The sequence below is a fragment of the Celerinatantimonas diazotrophica genome (genome assembly GCF_004339545.1).
Classification (GTDB): Bacteria; Pseudomonadota; Gammaproteobacteria; order Enterobacterales; family Celerinatantimonadaceae; genus Celerinatantimonas; species Celerinatantimonas diazotrophica.
In genome coordinates this window covers 68,859-85,652 of record NZ_SMGD01000015.1, presented here as the reverse complement: position 1 = coordinate 85,652, position 16,794 = coordinate 68,859, and the positions used below count along the sequence as shown (strand labels likewise).

The 16,794-nt window shown below is 47.1% G+C and carries 12 protein-coding genes; 4 read left to right on the top strand and 8 right to left on the bottom strand.

Annotated features, from left to right (window positions below):
- Positions 1 to 988 precede the first annotated feature (988 nt).
- Positions 989 to 1,957, bottom strand: a complete 969-nt coding sequence (locus EV690_RS13740) for an FAD:protein FMN transferase (protein ID WP_131913583.1) — start codon at positions 1,955 to 1,957, stop codon at positions 989 to 991.
- A gap of 72 nt (positions 1,958 to 2,029) precedes the next feature.
- Positions 2,030 to 5,044, bottom strand: a complete 3,015-nt coding sequence (locus tag EV690_RS13735; RefSeq protein ID WP_131913582.1) for an NADH-dependent flavin oxidoreductase — start codon at positions 5,042 to 5,044, stop codon at positions 2,030 to 2,032.
- A gap of 335 nt (positions 5,045 to 5,379) precedes the next feature.
- On the opposite strand from EV690_RS13735, the gene acuI reads away from it, so the two are divergent.
- Positions 5,380 to 6,360, top strand: coding sequence for an acrylyl-CoA reductase (NADPH) (acuI, locus tag EV690_RS13730; RefSeq protein WP_131913581.1), 981 nt, complete (start codon positions 5,380 to 5,382; stop codon positions 6,358 to 6,360).
- A gap of 22 nt (positions 6,361 to 6,382) precedes the next feature.
- Here acuI and EV690_RS13725 read toward each other — a convergent pair whose 3' ends face one another.
- Positions 6,383 to 7,336 (bottom strand): LysR family transcriptional regulator, encoded by a 954-nt coding sequence (locus EV690_RS13725; RefSeq protein ID WP_131913580.1) that lies wholly within the window; start codon positions 7,334 to 7,336, stop codon positions 6,383 to 6,385.
- Positions 7,337 to 7,850: 514 nt separating this feature from the next.
- Positions 7,851 to 9,005: a pyridoxal phosphate-dependent aminotransferase gene (locus EV690_RS13720; RefSeq protein WP_131913579.1), complete on the bottom strand. Its 1,155-nt coding sequence runs from the start codon at positions 9,003 to 9,005 to the stop codon at positions 7,851 to 7,853.
- A 192-nt stretch (positions 9,006 to 9,197) separates the two neighbouring features.
- Between EV690_RS13720 and EV690_RS13715 the strand changes: the two genes are divergently transcribed.
- Positions 9,198 to 9,752: a lipocalin family protein gene (locus EV690_RS13715; RefSeq protein ID WP_131913578.1), complete on the top strand. Its 555-nt coding sequence runs from the start codon at positions 9,198 to 9,200 to the stop codon at positions 9,750 to 9,752.
- 47 nt (positions 9,753 to 9,799) lie between these two features.
- On the opposite strand, the gene EV690_RS13710 is transcribed toward EV690_RS13715, so the two are convergent.
- On the bottom strand, positions 9,800 to 10,435 hold the full coding sequence (locus tag EV690_RS13710; protein ID WP_131913577.1) for an RpiB/LacA/LacB family sugar-phosphate isomerase: 636 nt from the start codon (positions 10,433 to 10,435) through the stop codon (positions 9,800 to 9,802).
- A 537-nt stretch (positions 10,436 to 10,972) separates the two neighbouring features.
- On the opposite strand from EV690_RS13710, the gene hutH reads away from it, so the two are divergent.
- Both hutH and hutC read left to right on the top strand, forming a co-directional pair.
- Positions 10,973 to 12,508 (top strand): histidine ammonia-lyase, encoded by a 1,536-nt coding sequence (hutH, locus tag EV690_RS13705; RefSeq protein WP_131913576.1) that lies wholly within the window; start codon positions 10,973 to 10,975, stop codon positions 12,506 to 12,508.
- Between the two features lie 114 nt (positions 12,509 to 12,622).
- Complete coding sequence (hutC, locus tag EV690_RS13700) at positions 12,623 to 13,363, top strand: histidine utilization repressor (RefSeq protein WP_131913575.1); 741 nt, start codon at positions 12,623 to 12,625, stop codon at positions 13,361 to 13,363.
- A gap of 401 nt (positions 13,364 to 13,764) precedes the next feature.
- Here hutC and EV690_RS13695 read toward each other — a convergent pair whose 3' ends face one another.
- The 3 genes from EV690_RS13695 to EV690_RS18275 form a co-directional block, all read right to left on the bottom strand.
- Positions 13,765 to 14,349 carry an invasion associated locus B family protein gene (locus EV690_RS13695; protein ID WP_131913574.1) on the bottom strand — a complete coding sequence of 195 codons (585 nt, stop codon included), beginning with the start codon at positions 14,347 to 14,349 and terminating at the stop codon, positions 13,765 to 13,767.
- 85 nt (positions 14,350 to 14,434) lie between these two features.
- Entirely contained in the window at positions 14,435 to 16,222 is a 1,788-nt protein-coding gene (locus tag EV690_RS13690; protein ID WP_224054995.1) for a ShlB/FhaC/HecB family hemolysin secretion/activation protein, read from the bottom strand.
- The coding region (locus EV690_RS18275; RefSeq protein WP_267901934.1) for an MBG domain-containing protein at positions 16,197 to 16,794 on the bottom strand (598 nt) is incomplete at its 5' end. The genes EV690_RS18275 and EV690_RS13690, both read right to left, overlap by 26 nt.

Here is a 16,794-nt window from a genome sequence, read left to right as displayed (position 1 = left end):
TTTTAGAAGTACTCTCTTTAGAGTGCCTCGCCTGTCAAATCCGTCGTGTTAATCGTAACTGGCCACTATTTTCGCTGATCTTAGCTTTATAAACAATCAATGGTCATCTAATCGGCTACCATTTATTCTCAGCATCTGCCAATGCTCAGTTGTAGCTATTGGCAATTGTTACTGCTTTGGCTCTGAGCAACTATAGCGAAACCATAAATTTCTTTCGCTAGCCACAGCCGATGATAGCTTATCAAACGACACTCATGAGATGGTGTCTGTTATTGCAGGGGATTAAGAGTTCCAAGGTTTGAGGTATTTTTATTTACCATCAATGACCCACTATTGCGTGACTAAGTGCCATTTTGCAGGATGAATCTTTGCTGAGTATGTCCAAAAATAAACTCCATCTTTGTAGGCGATGCTGACATTTTTACCTAGACTCGCCACGACGAAGACTCACATTTAAGAATGAGAAGCCATATTACCATCACGGTAACTTCATCTTAGTTTCAAGTAGCAGACCATTATTTTGCCAAGTAATTGGCCATGATACGCGCAAATACTCGCTTCTGTCTTTCCCCATCGGCTCAAAGCAACAGAAAAAGGCTCAAACTATACAACCTGTTGATGACTTTCAATTCTTACATCTATCTTGTATGAGGTGCAGCCCATGCATTCAAGCTCATGCACATTAATATCGCAGCATACTTCATCATGACACTATTTATTTTCATGCCTCTGTAGATACACTCAAAAACTAACAAATCAGTATCAGCCAAACTGAAATCAACAAACGCCATGTTGAACACATCACCATCAATTGAATTAACACGGGTAAAACCGGATAGATAAGTTATGGGAAAAAGCGCAAAAAAATAGAATTGCTTAGAATTATAAAACCAGAGTCATTCAACGTTAGGCCATGACCTTCTTTGGATCTAGCCGGTGTGCTTTGCATCTTCAAGCTAACGAAGCGATCGCTTGTTGGCACTAAATACTATTGCATCAACAACAGAGCGATGTCCGTTGAGTGTTGTTTATACTCGACTAACCCACTCGTTATCATCACATCGCCTTTTACTGAGATAACCACCGCCTCAATCCCTTCAATCGCGTTGAGATAATGGATCGATTGCGAAGCAGAAGAAAGGAAGCCCGCAGTACTCCAAATCTCGCCATCCACGGAACGCTTAGACACAATGGTCAGACTTGCAATATCGGTAGCAAGCGGCATTCCCGTTTTGCCATCCAACAAATGGTGATAGCGCTGGCCATTGAATTCAAAGAAACGTTCATTGATCCCAGAAGTAACCATCGACATCCCTTTAAGCGGGACGATTCGTATCACATCACCGCGTTCGGATAATGGATTCTGGATCCCCACGTTCCAAGCTTTATTGCTATTCTTAGGTGAATGTCCAATCGTGAGCACATTGCCACCCAAACTGATAAAGCCATTCTCTACCCCTGCGTCTATCAGCCTTTGCTTCACTTGATCGGCAAAATAACCTTTCGCAATCGCACCTAAGTCGATCTCCATTCCCTTCTGGCGAAGAAACACCGAGTGCTCTTGCTCATTCAACATAATCTGATTGGGATCAACTAATGCCAGTTTTTCATGGACAACTGCTTGGGATGGAACGCTCGCTTCTTTGAAGCCAATACGCCACGTCTTAACCAAAGGACCAATCGCAATATTAAAGGGAGTGCTGACATCTTCGCTATAATATTTACCGAGCTTGATCAGCTCAAAGAGATCTGGTGCAACGGCGATAGGTGCAATACCGGCACTTTGATTAACGCGCATCAACTCAGAGTCGGCTTGATTGGCCGTAAATCGAGTCGCGTAATCCTGTAATTGAAGATAGGCTTCTTTAATGAGCTGCTCACCGTTTGGATGGTAAACCACCAAATCAATAAAGGTGCCCATCATTTCAAATCTTACGCTATAGCTATTCATCGTCATATCGTCATCGCGTATAAAATAAAAGAGGGGAGCAAAACTCCCCTCTATACAACCTACTCTATTGAGCTGCTGCTACACAAGATTAGCAGCACTGTCACCCGCAATACGACCATAGGTAAAGATATCAATCAGGGCATTCCCCCCTAAACGGTTACCCGCATGGATCCCACCGGCAACTTCACCAGCTGCATATAAGCCTTGAATCACCTGACCATCTTTACCAATAACCCGTGCCTTGGTATCAATTTTCAAGCCGCCCATCGTGTGGTGGACTGACGGTTGACGTGGCGTAGCATAAAATGGGGCCTGTTCCACTTTGAGGCCAAACGCACCCTTATTGAACTCAGGATCATGCCCTTGCTCAACGTAATGATTGTATTGGGTAATCGTATTCGACAACGTCTGTACAGGCACACCAATTTTTTCAGCTAATGCTTCAATGGTGTCCGCTTTAATGATGATGCCTTCTTTGATTTCTCGTTCAATGGTTTCATCTGACGTATTAGCCGCAGTGTGACGAATATTTTCATCGGCAATCATATAAATGAGACCACCGTTGTCGAAGATGGCTCCAGATAACACATCGCGACTCTCACATTCATCCACAAAACGTTTACCTTGTTGGTTCACAAACACAAAGTTTTCAGGGGGTACAATCAAGCCCGTCAACAATGCACCCGATTTTGGATCGCCAATTGGCATCAACTGCACAAAGCCCATACCGACGAGATCGGCACCCACTTTTTCACCAATCTCAATCCCGTCACCAACCAGTGCTGGGGAGTTCGTTGTTTTGATATCTTCGGCAATCTCTTTCCAATAGGTGTTGTATTTCTTGATCATTTGCGTATTAGCGCCAAAACCACCCGAGGCCATGACCACACCATTATTCACATGCAGAACAAGTTTTGTCCCATCGGCTTGCAGCGCTTTAATTCCAACAACCTTACCATCTTCAACGATGAGATCCGTCGCACGTGTATCCGTGATAATGCGACCATTTTGCTCCTGAACGCGTTTTGATAGCTTGTCAATAAACTCAACGCCTTTTTGACGTTTGGGTTTATGCGCGCGACGCCATAATGCCCCCACTGGAATCTCAACCACACTGCGGTCAAAATCGATGCCCTTCTCAGTCAGCCAATCAATGGACTCCATTGAACGAGCAGTGAGCGTTTGTACCAGATCATATTGACCATAAATTGATTCACCATTGAGATCGGTACGTTTACCGCCCAGATAAGTTTGAATCCGGTGCAGTTCAACTGAATCGAAGAGATAGTGTTTGCCTGCTTCTAGCTCTGTGAAATAACCATCCAGTTGAGATTTCAACGTTCTAAAGTCGGCTAAATATTCCTCAGCAAACTCAGACTCAGGGGTATCGGCAAGGTGCATTAATGTCTCTTTTTCACCAGGAAGTGCATCAAACGCATTCTGCCACGCAGGTTCAGCCGCATTCACCCATCCCCCGGTACGGACGGTATTCCCACCAATCGCAGGGAATTTCTCAAGTAAAATAACCGATTTGCCTTGATCCAATGCCGTCAGTGTTGCACTTAAACCGGCACCGCCACCACCAACGACCACAATATCGACTGTTTCTTCAACAATTTTAGTTGACCACTCAATCGCTTCTCTCGCTTTACAGCGCAGTGCTTCAGAGTTACCGCCAGCAAGATCCACAGCGTTAGCCACACCATCAATCACAGCTTGGCTACTCACCGTTGCCCCTGAAATCACATCAATATTGAGCGTTTGACCATCGAGAATCTGTTGTGGAATGCGTTCAAATGCCGGGTTGGCAATCCCATCTGATTCTTTAGAGGAATCGACAACGATATTGAGAATTTTTTCTTCAGAGAAAGTCACGGTCACAGGCAAGTCATCGTTATGACCACGGCCGAATGCCGTATATTCACCCGCATTAAACTTGATCGGAATGCTCTGCAATTCTTTAATTCGTTGGTGTTTAATCGCTTCAGCGGCACTATCGACAATCATGTAGTCCATGATTTCCCATAATGGCGTTGGGATTTTTAACTCTTTTTGTTGCTCAATATCAGCAAATTCGGCACACGATTCATTGTTAAGCGCCTTCGCCGCCCAAGTGGGCTCAACCAAGAAACCTTTACCCACGGCAACGAGGTCATAACCTTGTTCAAGGGCTTGGTCAGCATCACGACGTTGCGCAATCCCCCCGACACCAATCACCGGCACTTTCGCCAACGTATCCGACTGCAGTTGACGGTACTTATTGATAAGCGGTTCGAGATCTTCTGGCGTCACAATCGAGTTACGAGCCCAGCTCCCCATGGAAAAATGTAAATAATCCAAACCACATGTTGCTAGCTTATCTAACAGATACATTGTATCTGCAAAACGAATACCTGGTTGTTCAATCTCCTCTGGAGAGAATCGGTAACCGATAATAAAATCGGATGTACCCTGTTCTTGAACCACTTTTTTTGTCTTTGCCAGCACAGCAAGCGGGAAAGTCGTACGTTTCTCAATATCGCCTCCCCATTGGTCACTTCTGCGGTTTGAATGTGGAGAGAAAAACTGCTGGAGGAGATAGGTGTTTGCACCGTGAATTTCGACCCCATCAAAACCGGCAAGAATCGCTCGTTTCACAGCGTGACCAAAGCGTTCAATCATATCTTCGATTTGTGCTTGAGTCATTTCCAATGGCGTTTCTGCATTATCACGCAAAGCTGCAACTGGACTGGCAGAAATAGGTTGCTGCCCACCGTTGAATTCTGGATTTGCCATCCGTCCTGCATGGTAGATCTGCAAAATTGCCTTTGAGCCTTTGGCTTGAATCGCTTCAGCGAGCTTGCGTAAGCCCTTTATTTTGCTGTCCGTATCGATCCCCAGCGCACCAGGGAATGCTCGGCCATGCTTTTCAACAAACGCACTTTCGATAATGACCGCACCTGCATCACCCGCGCGCGCGGCGTAATAAGTGATCATTTCATCGGTGACCCCACCATCGAAAAACGCAGATTGGATCGTCATGGGTGCCATGACAATGCGATTATGCAGCTTACCACCCGATTGGAATACGATGTCATCCGTTAACTTAGTCATTGATTTTTCCTCTAACTGATTAATTCTCATAGCAAACGTGCCCCCCAAGATTGTGGGCGCATGAGCCTGTTTAATATGAAAACTTCAGGATCAAATAACCGCATTAATATCATGGAAATGAGTGTATGAGTAAAATGACTTATTTACATTTAAATCATGATTATTATGCATATATAACCTCAGCGAGCCTGTTCAGCGCCATACACATTCATTCGATACACCTACAATATGTATGACTATTTTGCATATCCATATATGCTAAAGCTTCATTTAATTCATAGAGCTATCAGCGCTAGACTGCCGTCAATTTGTCCTCGCCCTATTTGGAGACCTTTATGTTTGATGCTTTAATCCTAAATCAAGAAGAGAAAAGAACCGTTGCAACGATCGAACAACTTGATGAATCACATCTTCCGGAAGGTGAAGTGCTAGTCGCAGTCGATTACTCGTCACTGAATTATAAAGATGGCCTAGCGATTACCGGCAAGGGCAAAATTATCCGTCATTTCCCGATGGTCCCCGGAATCGATTTAGCAGGACAAGTACTCCGTTCAGATGACTCGCGTTACCAAGAAGGTGACTCTGTCGTATTGACCGGTTGGGGCGTTGGCGAAAACCACTGGGGAGGGATGGCGCAAAAAGCCAGCCTGAAGGCAGACTGGTTGGTTCCACTGCCACATGGCTTCAGCGCCAAACAAGCCATGATGGTTGGCACCGCTGGCCTAACTGCGATGCTGTGTGTTCAGGCTTTAATTGACGCGGATATTCAACCCAAAGACGGCACGATTTTGGTGACCGGTGCCAGTGGGGGTGTCGGCTCTGTTGCAGTCACCCTACTCTCTCAACTTGGCTATAAAGTCGCTGCGGTGACGGGCCGTATCGAACAAAATGGTCCATTACTCGAACAACTCGGTGCAAATCAACTGATTGATCGCAGCGCATTTGAAGAACCGGCCCGTCCGTTAGAAAAACAAGTCTGGGCAGGTGCCATTGATACAGTGGGCAGCAAAGTGTTAGCCAAAGTCTTATCGCAAATGGATTATAACAGCGCGGTCGCGGCCTGTGGCCTTGCCGGAGGATTTGACCTGCCCACGACGGTCATGCCATTTATTTTGCGTAATGTACGCTTGCAAGGTGTGGACTCAGTCAGCTGTCCACGTGAAAAACGTATGGCCGCATGGGAAACACTGGCAGAATTATTACCTGCTCAGTATTTTGAACAAGCGTGTACCGAAATCACCTTAAATGAAGCACCACAATATGCAGAGAAAATCACCACCGGTCAGAATACCGGGCGTGTTGTCATAAAGCTTTAGATCTCTATCGAGTAAGGCCCTCTCAGGGCCTTAATTCATCCAGCCCCATATCTTCCACACGCTTAGCGATTAACCTGCCACATTCTTCTTTTACGATGCTTCTCAACCACTTCTGAGCAGGTGAATGTTCACAACGAGGGTGCCAAATCATTGAATAATCAAACGGCGTAAAATGAAATGGTAAAGGTTTTACACTCAGATCATAACGCTCAGAGACTAAGTAGGCCAAATCGGCAGGTACGGTGATAATAAGAGGCATCATCTCGATAATCGCTAACGCCGCCTCTAAATGATATGCCCTCAAAACCATACGCCGTTTAGGTTTATCTTCGAGAGCCTGTTCAATGAGTGATTTCACCCCATCACTAATGGCAATCATGGCATGCGGGAACTTCAAATAGTCATCGATTCCCATTTGTTCATTCGCTAGTGGATGCTGCTTCGACAATAAGCATAACACCCCGACACGACCCAAGATTTCATAATGCAATGCTTCAATTGAGTGGATTGGGCGACAAATCGCTAAGTCAGCTCTGCCATAGGTGAGCTGATCTTTCAAATGCTCATTTTGGAGTGGCAAAAACTCAAATGCAACATTCGGTGCTTCTTGATAAATACGCGGCAAAGCAAAGGGTAAAATGGTTTGCATCGCATAGTCAGTCGTTGCGATCGTGAATGTTTGATCACAACACTTGGGATCAAAATCGATGGGGGACAAGAGTTGTCGAAGAGACTCAAGCGGTTCACCTAAAGCCTTATTCACCGATAACGCTTTTTCAGTCGGAATAAGATATTGTCCCTGACGTGTGAATAAGGGATCCGCTAGTAAACTACGTAAGCGACCTAAAACCCGACTCATGGCTGACTGACTTAGGTTTAAACGATTCGCAGCTCGGCTGACACTGCGTTCTTCGACCAAAATTCGTAGCGCCACTAACAGATTTAAATCTCGACGATAAATCTCTTCTACTTCCATACCCAATCTTAAGCGAGCTAACAATATTGATAGTGTAACCAATAAATTGTGGAAAATATCTGTTAAGTTGGAGAATTTCATGCTGATAAAATTCTCCATCGAAAAAGCACCGCTGAGTTAATTGACTCGCTGAATTTGCAACAACCACAAAAACAATAACAAACCTTGATGATTTTAAGCATTGAAACGCTAGGCGGCATCCGAGGCAGCGGAAACCGCAAAGGGGCGACGATAGGCAATTTCTTGCATTAAGATGGCATCAGAGATCGTTTTGATTCAAGCCTAAACACCAACTATTGGCCGAATAACTGCCAACTGGTATTAAATTAATAAGGACAATGATACTGCTCGGGTCACAAAGTACGACAAAGCACTTAATCACCACACACTTCGGTTACCGAACGGCTTCATATCACACTGATTAACCTGATTCAAAAGCACGCTTTATTGGCGCTGACTTAATCTAACGAGGCAATGCCCCAAAAAAATAATAGCGAGCCACACGCCTGAGAAACTAGATTTTTTGCAATCGTTCTGCCGCAGCATCTAAGGTTCTTTGCTGTTTCGCAAAACACAAACGGATCAGTTTATGATCGAATGGCTGACCACAGAAAACGGACAAAGGAATCGCAGCAACACCAACTTCCTCAGTCAACCACACACAAAAATCCACATCATTCATATCTGAAATTGCACTGTAATCCACGACCAAATAATAAGTGCCCTGACAGGGTAAAACTTTAAAGCGACTATTGGATAACGCATCAATAAAGCGGTCACGTTTAGCCTGATAAAACTCGGGTAATCCAAGATAGTGTTCAGGCTGGGCATTCAGCATATCCGCCAACGCCAGTTGTGCAGGCGTATTGACAGCAAATGTTAGAAACTGATGTACCTTACGGATTTCGCTGCTAATGTAATCTGGAGCAATGCAATATCCCACTTTCCATCCCGTCATATGGAACGTTTTACCAAAAGATGATACAGCCACCGCGCGCTCTTTTAACTGTGCATGGCTTCGCACACCGACATGGCCACCGGGGTTATAACAGATATGTTCATACACTTCATCGCTCAAGACAAACACCGGAAAATCTTTAATTGCCTGCCAGAGCGCTGCAAAATCACTGGCCTGCCAGAGCGTTCCAGTCGGATTATGTGGCGTATTTAAAATCACCAACCGCGTTTGTTTACTAAGTAACTTGCTAAACGCCGGCCAATCCACGCGAAACTCAGGGGGTTGCAAAGGCAAACGTTTTAACACGCCGCCAGACAGTTCAACAGCTGGGGCATAACTGTCGTAACTGGGGTCAAAACAGATCACTTCATCACCGGGGCGAACCAATGCAGTAATCGCAGCATACAAAGCTTCAGTGGCACCGGCAGTTACTGTAACTTGGCTATCTGCATCAATCGTATCACCATAAAGAGTTTTGTTTTTCTGAGCGATCGCCTTAGTCAGTGACCGAACGCCCGTCATCGGGGCATACTGGTTTTCACCCTGAGCAACATGATACGCCAATCGCTGCTGCAAATAGTCAGGACCATCGAAATCGGGAAAACCTTGCGACAAATTGATCGCCTGATATTTTTGTGCCAATGCGCTCATTTGCGAGAAAATCGTGGTTCCCAGAGATGGTAGCTTAGAATCCAAAGAAAGCCTGACCATTTATCCCCCTATTAAAGTATCTCATGTATGGCGATTACTATATCATGACGACTTTATTTAGCAATAAAGACATATAGACGTCTAAAAAATCAAGCTATATAAGATGCAAAAATTCTTTCTAACAGATATAACTAACTTATTGCTTAATCAACAAAGGCGTTAAAATAAACGTGATCATCCAAGGAGAAGCAGATGAAAAGATGGACTCTGGCAACCCTACCGCTATTACTGTTAACTGGCTGTACTAGTTTGCCCCATGGTGTTCAACCAGTTCGCGACTTTAACGCACAACGCTACCTCGGCAAATGGTATGAAATAGCGCGCCTTGACCACAGCTTTGAATCTGGCTTAAGCCACGTGAGTGCAACATATAGTCTGCGTGATGATGGCGGGATAAAAGTCATTAATCGTGGCTATTCCATTGCGAAAAAGAAATGGAGTCAGGCTATTGGCAAGGCTTATTTTGTGCACTCAGATCACGAAGGCTATCTTAAGGTTTCATTCTTCGGTCCGTTTTATGGCACCTATGCAATCTTCGATTTAGCCAGTGATTATAGTTATTCCATGGTTGCAGGCCCCAATAAAGACTACTTGTGGATATTATCACGCACACCAACGCTGCCGAAAGAAACCCTCAATAGACTGATAAACGAAGCCAAATCAAAAGGATTTGCGACTGACCAATTAATCATGGTTGCTCAAACAAGCAAAGTACCCGCCCCGCCGACCACCGTGGCTCAAAAATAAAAGCCGCAATTGCGGCTTTATTGATTCAACCAAGGAAGTTTGTATTGTTAGTTCAATACCCTGTTAACAAAATCGGTCAATTGGGCATCTTGGCAGTTTTCAAAGAAACATTGCTGGAAGCGTTCACCACCAACCGCCGTTTTAACAAGTTCAGGGTCAAGCGCTTTGAGCCCATCCAAATACGCTTTTCCAGTCGCCTGTTTCACACGATTTAAAATGCCAGCATTGGCAACTTGAGAATCACGCCGTTCTGGTGGGTAGCCTAACCCCGTGTCACCCGTAAAGGCTTTTTCAAAAATATAACGAAGATTCAGTTCAGCTCCCCAACCAAAGCCTTTCGCAAACGGAATAGCCAGCGCGTTACCGTTATTAATCTGCGCAAATAGATAAGCATCAGCTGGATCAATACAGTAACCACAAACGACACCAGGATAAGCATTCAGAGACATCAAGGCACCTTGGCCAGTCCCACAGCCCGCAATCACAAAATCAACTGCTTTGGAATTTAATAATAAGCTGGCGATAATGCCTAGATGAATATACGTTAAGCGATGATCATCATCGCCATTCATTCCGACATTAAAGACTTGATGACCTTGTTGATTAGCAACGCCCTGCAGCTCTTTTAAGATCATTGGGTTTTTAGCCGCTTGACTAAATTCGTTCATCAACGCGATTTGCATGGTGCGCTCCTTTTATCGAACAAATATATAAATAAAACAATGTTTCAAATAAAATACCACACTATTTCTTTATCCGTACCACTTTTACCTGAAGAATTCTGTACAGCTTGATCCATTTCACTTTTTTAAGTGCCGATCAGCAGCTTTAACCAGCGTTCCATTAACTAGGGACTGTTGACCTTTGGTGGTTGAATTTTGTTCAAATTAAACGCATTTTGAACGCGGCGCCCCCTGCGTCGCTTAATGAGTTAAGCAAGCAGCGGGCAACAAAGTTCAGGATGCGTTTAAATGAACCCCAAGGGCAGTATCTGAGAGGAATTTATCCAGCGTTAAACGTTCTTTGTGGAGAATAACGACACGGCACAACGTTTGCCTTGCCTAAATCCCTCTCAGATTTCTGCAAAACTAATCACCAAAGGTCAACAGTCCCTAATAACACTTAAATGGTAAATTTAAGTGAAGAATAGCTTGCAGCTGTATATACATGTACTTATATTAAAGAGATAAAATAACAAACACGTTGTACACGAGGACGACATGCCAACATCGATATGTATTCACCCCGGACAGTTCACCTTAGATGAACTGCGACAGATTTTTACTCAACAACCAACACTGACACTGGCACCAAGCGCGTATCAAGAGATTGAGACCAGTCATCAGCAGATTAAAACCATTTTAGACAATTCGCAGACTGTCTATGGAATTAATACGGGCTTTGGCTTGCTAGCTCAAACCTCAATCCCAGCCGAGTCGCTGAGTCAACTGCAGCGTAATTTATTATTATCCCACGCAGCAGGAACTGGCGAATTGCTCGATGATGCCAGTGTAGCGCTGATTATGGCATTAAAAGTTGGTTCATTGTCACGAGGCTTTTCTGGCGTTCGTATAGAGTTAATCGAACACTTATTAGCAATGTACAACGGTGGCGTTTATCCATGTATTCCTGAACAAGGCTCTGTTGGCGCTTCTGGCGATTTAGCGCCATTGGCACACATGGCCTGCGCAATGATTGGCGTCGGTCAGGTTCGCTATAAAGGGCAAATTAAAGATGCTCTCGAGGGGCTTAGCGAAGCAGGATTACAACCAATCGAATTGGGTCCTAAAGAGGGGTTGGCACTAATCAACGGAACACAAACATCCACAGCTTTAGCGCTGCGCGGGTTGTTCGGTGCAGAACAGGTCTATACCAGTGCCGTGATCGCAGGAGCATTAACCGTCGAAGCACTCAAAGGATCCTATGTTCCATTTGATCCACGCATCGGCGAAGTTCGGGGCCAATTAGGACAAATCCGAGCGGCCAGCCATTATCGTAAACTGTTAACTGATAGTGAAATCCACCATTCACACATCAATTGTGACCGCGTCCAAGATCCCTATTCATTGCGCTGTCAGCCGCAAGTCATGGGGGCGTGTCTTGATCAGATTAACCATGCCGCAGCTATTATTTTACGCGAAGCCAATGCAGTTTCTGATAACCCTCTGATCTTCGCCGAACAAGGCGATGTGCTCTCTGGTGGCAATTTTCATGCTGAACCTGTTGCCATGGCTGCCGATAACTTGGCGATTGCAATTAGCGAAATGGGCGCTTTAAGTGAACGACGCATTGCACAGTTAGTGGATCCGAATATGTCAGGACTGCCCGCCTTCTTAGTTAAAGAAAGCGGTGTTAACTCAGGCTTTATGATTGCTCAAGTGACCGCAGCGGCACTAGCATCAGAAAACAAAAGTTTGGCGCATCCTGGCAGCGTTGATAGTTTACCAACCTCAGCCAACCAGGAAGACCATGTATCCATGGCAACGTATGCAGCTCGGCGCTTAAAACAGATGGCAGGCAATAGCAGTGCTATCGTTGCTGTTGAACTACTTGCCAGTGTGCAAGGGGTTGATTTTCATACACCTTTAAAAACTTGCCCCGCTTTGCAAGAGGTCATTGATGTGGTTCGCAAGCAAGTACCACATTATGAAACAGACCGTTTCTTTGCCCCTGATTTAGCCAAAGCGCGAGCACTCATTGAAACCAGTGCCTTAAACCAATGGCTCAGTCCCAGCGAAATGTATGAAGAACACTAATCGACTTGGTTTGATTCAGCTTCGTGCACTGCTACAATAACGTGCTTTTATCGCACCTAACGGCGTTGGCGAAGCAATTTAACCTCTGTGATAGCACCTATTTTGGAGAACAACATGCCGGGTCAGAAACTTCCCCAAGCATTGTACCAGCAAGTCAAACTATATGTGACAAACCAGATAGAATCTGGCCAGTGGTTACCCGGCATGTTAATTCCATCAGAGCATCAGTTGGTCGAACAGTTTAAAATATCACGGATGACCGTTAACCGAGCATTGCGAGAACTCGCTCAAGAGCAGATCATCAACCGTGTAGCGGGAGTTGGCACTTTTGTTGCTGATCGCAAACCTCAGTCAAGCCTGTTAATGATTGCCAATATTGGGGATGAAATTCGTGCCCGTAATCATCGATACCGCTGTGAAGTCATTAAACTTTCTCGAGAATCTGCATCTTTTGAAATCGCTGCAGCGTTATCCATTTCAACAGGCCAATCGGTTTATCACATCATCTGCATCCACTATGAAGAAGATATGCCTGTACAATTGGAGAATCGGTTTGTCAATCCTGCCGTTGCCAGCAATTTTATTGAACAAAACTTTAGTGAAGAGCTAACGCCTTCACAATACCTACTTGGGCAATTACCCGTTGATGAGATGGAGCATATTGTGGATGCAACTATGCCGGAACAGGAACAAGCCAAAGTGCTCCAAATAGAACAGAATGAACCCTGCCTGATGCTCATGCGACGCACTTGGGCACACAATCAAATTGTAACTTATGTACGCTTTTTACACCCGTCTTCTCGCTACCGTCTAGGTGGGAGAATGCATGTTTCACCCACGCATTCGGCTGGATAATCATTCGCGACACTCCTCACTATTAACTTACGCGTTATCATGGAGGATGACGGCATAATCTAATCGTGGTTAAGCCGCCGGGCAAAGCCAAAAACGCGAATGTTTTGCTGGATCAACAGGGCGTTGACTGACTGATTGGAACCAATCTAACGCCTTTAGCAACCGTTCAAAACGCTTCAAGATCTCCAATAAACAGCTAAAACTACCCGCTCTCTGTTCAGTATTGTATTTGCAACGTCTTCTCGGTGATAACAACCTTTTGGATGGCAGAATAAAGCATTCATAAAGAGGAAGATAAAAAAATGAGATCGTTTCTATAATAAACAGATCTCATGCAAAATTTGTGGGGCCAGAATAGTTACACCAGAGCGCACATGCGCCCAGTGTTACCTATTATCTATCTAATCCTTTTTCTCTAACGCCTTCATGGCCTGAGAAAAGCCCATCCAGGACAGCGGAATGCCGACCGTTTGCCCATCGGCGCTCATAAAGCGAAGCTGTCCGGTTTTCCCCGCACTCATCTGCTCTCGCATCCGATGACGCAATGTCGCTTGGGCCACACACCCGCCAGGCAGACAGCGCGTCAGCGCAAGGTCAAACCCCGCTTTTTCTTTATTATCGGCTTTGCCATCTATCGACACGTGAACCCGGCCCGGGATCGATACATTCGTCGGCAGGACCGTCGTCACCCGGTACGTTTTTTGCCCCGGCAATCGCCCAATGGCCATTTCCATTACCGGACGTGATTGCCCGCGCACTTGCGCTGATTGCACAATTTCACAACTATCCGCACCCACCTGAGTGTGCTTGCCCGCTGCAGACGAAGGGGTTCGGACACAGTGCAATACCCAATTGCCATAAGTGGCGCTCGTCGCAACAGGCTCAGAAGATACCGATGTCGCAGTGCCTGCGGCCAACACCAGCGGCGAGGCCACAACAAGGGACGCGGTCCACCATGCTAAAACCGCCTTCAAACGAATTCTCATCACTCTCTTTATTCACTCTTTTTGGGTTAAAATACCACCCCCTCAGCCGCCATCACGGCTGAAGGCGCCTTGCTCAACCGGCCCGTCAGAACTGTGCGAGCCAGCGTAAATTGAAACGGTTTTCCACCGGGCCATGGGTTTGATCCCCGTGGGCATATTCCAGCATGAGCGTCGTGCCATTGGATGAGTCCGCTTGCGACACCCCAAAGCGCAGACCAACCCCGAACGAATTGGCATAGGTGGTGGCATGCTCCACCGCTGTCGGTTGTTCCAACGAGGTCACCCCGGCCGCCCCAAACACATACGGGGCCACGGCTGTGCCCAACGTGGACTCAGACCCAAACCGTGGCAGAACCAATGGAAAGGCCAGCTCACTGCGCACCATCGCCCCTGAATCGCCCATCAAGGCTCCGCCCTCAAACGCCGAGAGTCCATCAAAACCGCCCACGCCAAATTCCTCAGAGGACGCCATCACATCCCCAAAAGAGGTCTGGGCCTTGCCAGACAAGGACCACCGAACCCGGTTCTGCGCAAACGGTTGCGAATAGCGCCCGCTGATGGCCAGCTTGGTGAAATTCGGACTCGCACCACTGCGCGACAGGGGCAACGCCGTTGTCCCATGCCGGGCGCCTAATCCGTCGAATCCGAAAGACGCCGTGGCACTCCCCGACAGAACCCCACCCCAGCGAGTGTACACATTGGCATTTTGGGTCACCCGCAGCACCCGCAGCCGGTCTTTGCTCCAGTTCGTGCGATTTCCGCCGATGGCCAGTTTCTGCGTTTCGTTTTCGATACCAAAACCAATCTCGGAGCTGGTGTTCAGGTTACGACTACGGATCCAACTGTAGCCCACCTTCGCCGACAACCGTTGATAGTGGTCAAGCAGCGTATAACTGAGGCTAGATGTCGGATGGGTCCGACTGTCCACCCCCTCCACGTTCAGCCAAACTCCATTGATGGACAGGGGCACGGTCACCCCTGCGACCATCTGGCGGTTGCGTGGTTCCCCCGTGAACACGTTGTTGTTGCGCCCCGGATAGCCCCCTAATTGCAAATACTCTACATCGCCAAGGCCCAGAGTATTGTTAAAGTTAGCCCCGAGACTGGCACTGTAATGCCCCAGTCCCGAGCCCAGACTGTTATCAACGGCGGCACTAAATGTCACCGGGCTATAGCGCCCCGTCACCACAAGCTCGGTGGCACCCGGCGTGTCGCCCGCTTTCAGGGTGGATTTCAGCAACACCCCAGGGATATCCCCCGCCAGCAACAACCGCCGTTCCAGTTCGCCCTTGGTGATCGCATGATTGCCCACCAGAGGCTGCAATACCGCCTCAATCCGACGACGTGTGGCCCCCTGAAAGGCCGACGCATCAATGCGTTCCACATACCCAAGGGTCACAATCAATTTTAGCGGCATACCGCTTTTAAGAGTCTGCGGAGGCAGGGTGACACGGGCCAGTAGATAGCCTGCTCGCACATAGGCGGTTTCCAGAGCCCGGGCAGCCGCAAACAGGGCCGTCCCGCTCACGCGTTTGTCTTTGATAGTCGCCGCTATTTTGGCCGTCGCAGCTTGCAGTGCAGGCAATTGCCCCTGAACCGCCAGCCCTGAAGGGGTGACAAACAGTTTATCCGCGCCCGCCGGAGCCGTCAGGCCGGACGTCGCTGGGACATTCAGACCGCCACCTTGTGCCGGACGGGTCACCGGCGGAGCATAGCTGGGCTGTGTTACCTGACTCGCTGTCTGAGCAAACGCGGGGGCTGGCACCATCAGGGACCATCCGGCCAATGCAAGTGCTGCCATCACTGGCGTCAGTTTGTTCGATACCATCATAAATCTATCTCGCCCTTTAGTTAGCGCTGCAAGAAATTGCATTATCACTGCCCGAAAAACACACCGCACCCGACAGGTGAATGTCTTGCGTGCTCATAATATCCCCTTGCCCATTGGTATTTGCACCAGTAGCGGAAGCCCCTTCAGTACCCGCACCCTTACGGACCGTAGTCTCAATAGAGCCAGCTGGATAAGTCACTAACTGACTTCCTGCGCTGGCAAACAATTGAACCGGTTTAAGGGTCGGCGCATTGACGCTTAAGCTGGCATTCGGCTGGGCGCTGGGTGGTGCCGTCACATTCAACTGACCCGGTACATAACTGATGGCATAATTCCCCGACGTCAGGCCCGACACGTCGATGGTATAATTGCCCACATTGACGGCCCCCTGGGAAGAACCACCATAGGTTAGTGTTCCACCTATGACTGAACCGGTTTCGTTATTCACCAAACCAGAATAGGTCACACCATTGCCACCTTTATACGCCAGCCCATTAAACGTCTTAGAGGCATCGTTGGCCGTCACCGTCAGTGGCGCTTTGTCCACCGTCAACTTGCCCGGTACATAAGTGATGGTGTAGTTGGCTGGATTGAAGGTTCCGCCAGATGCGTTA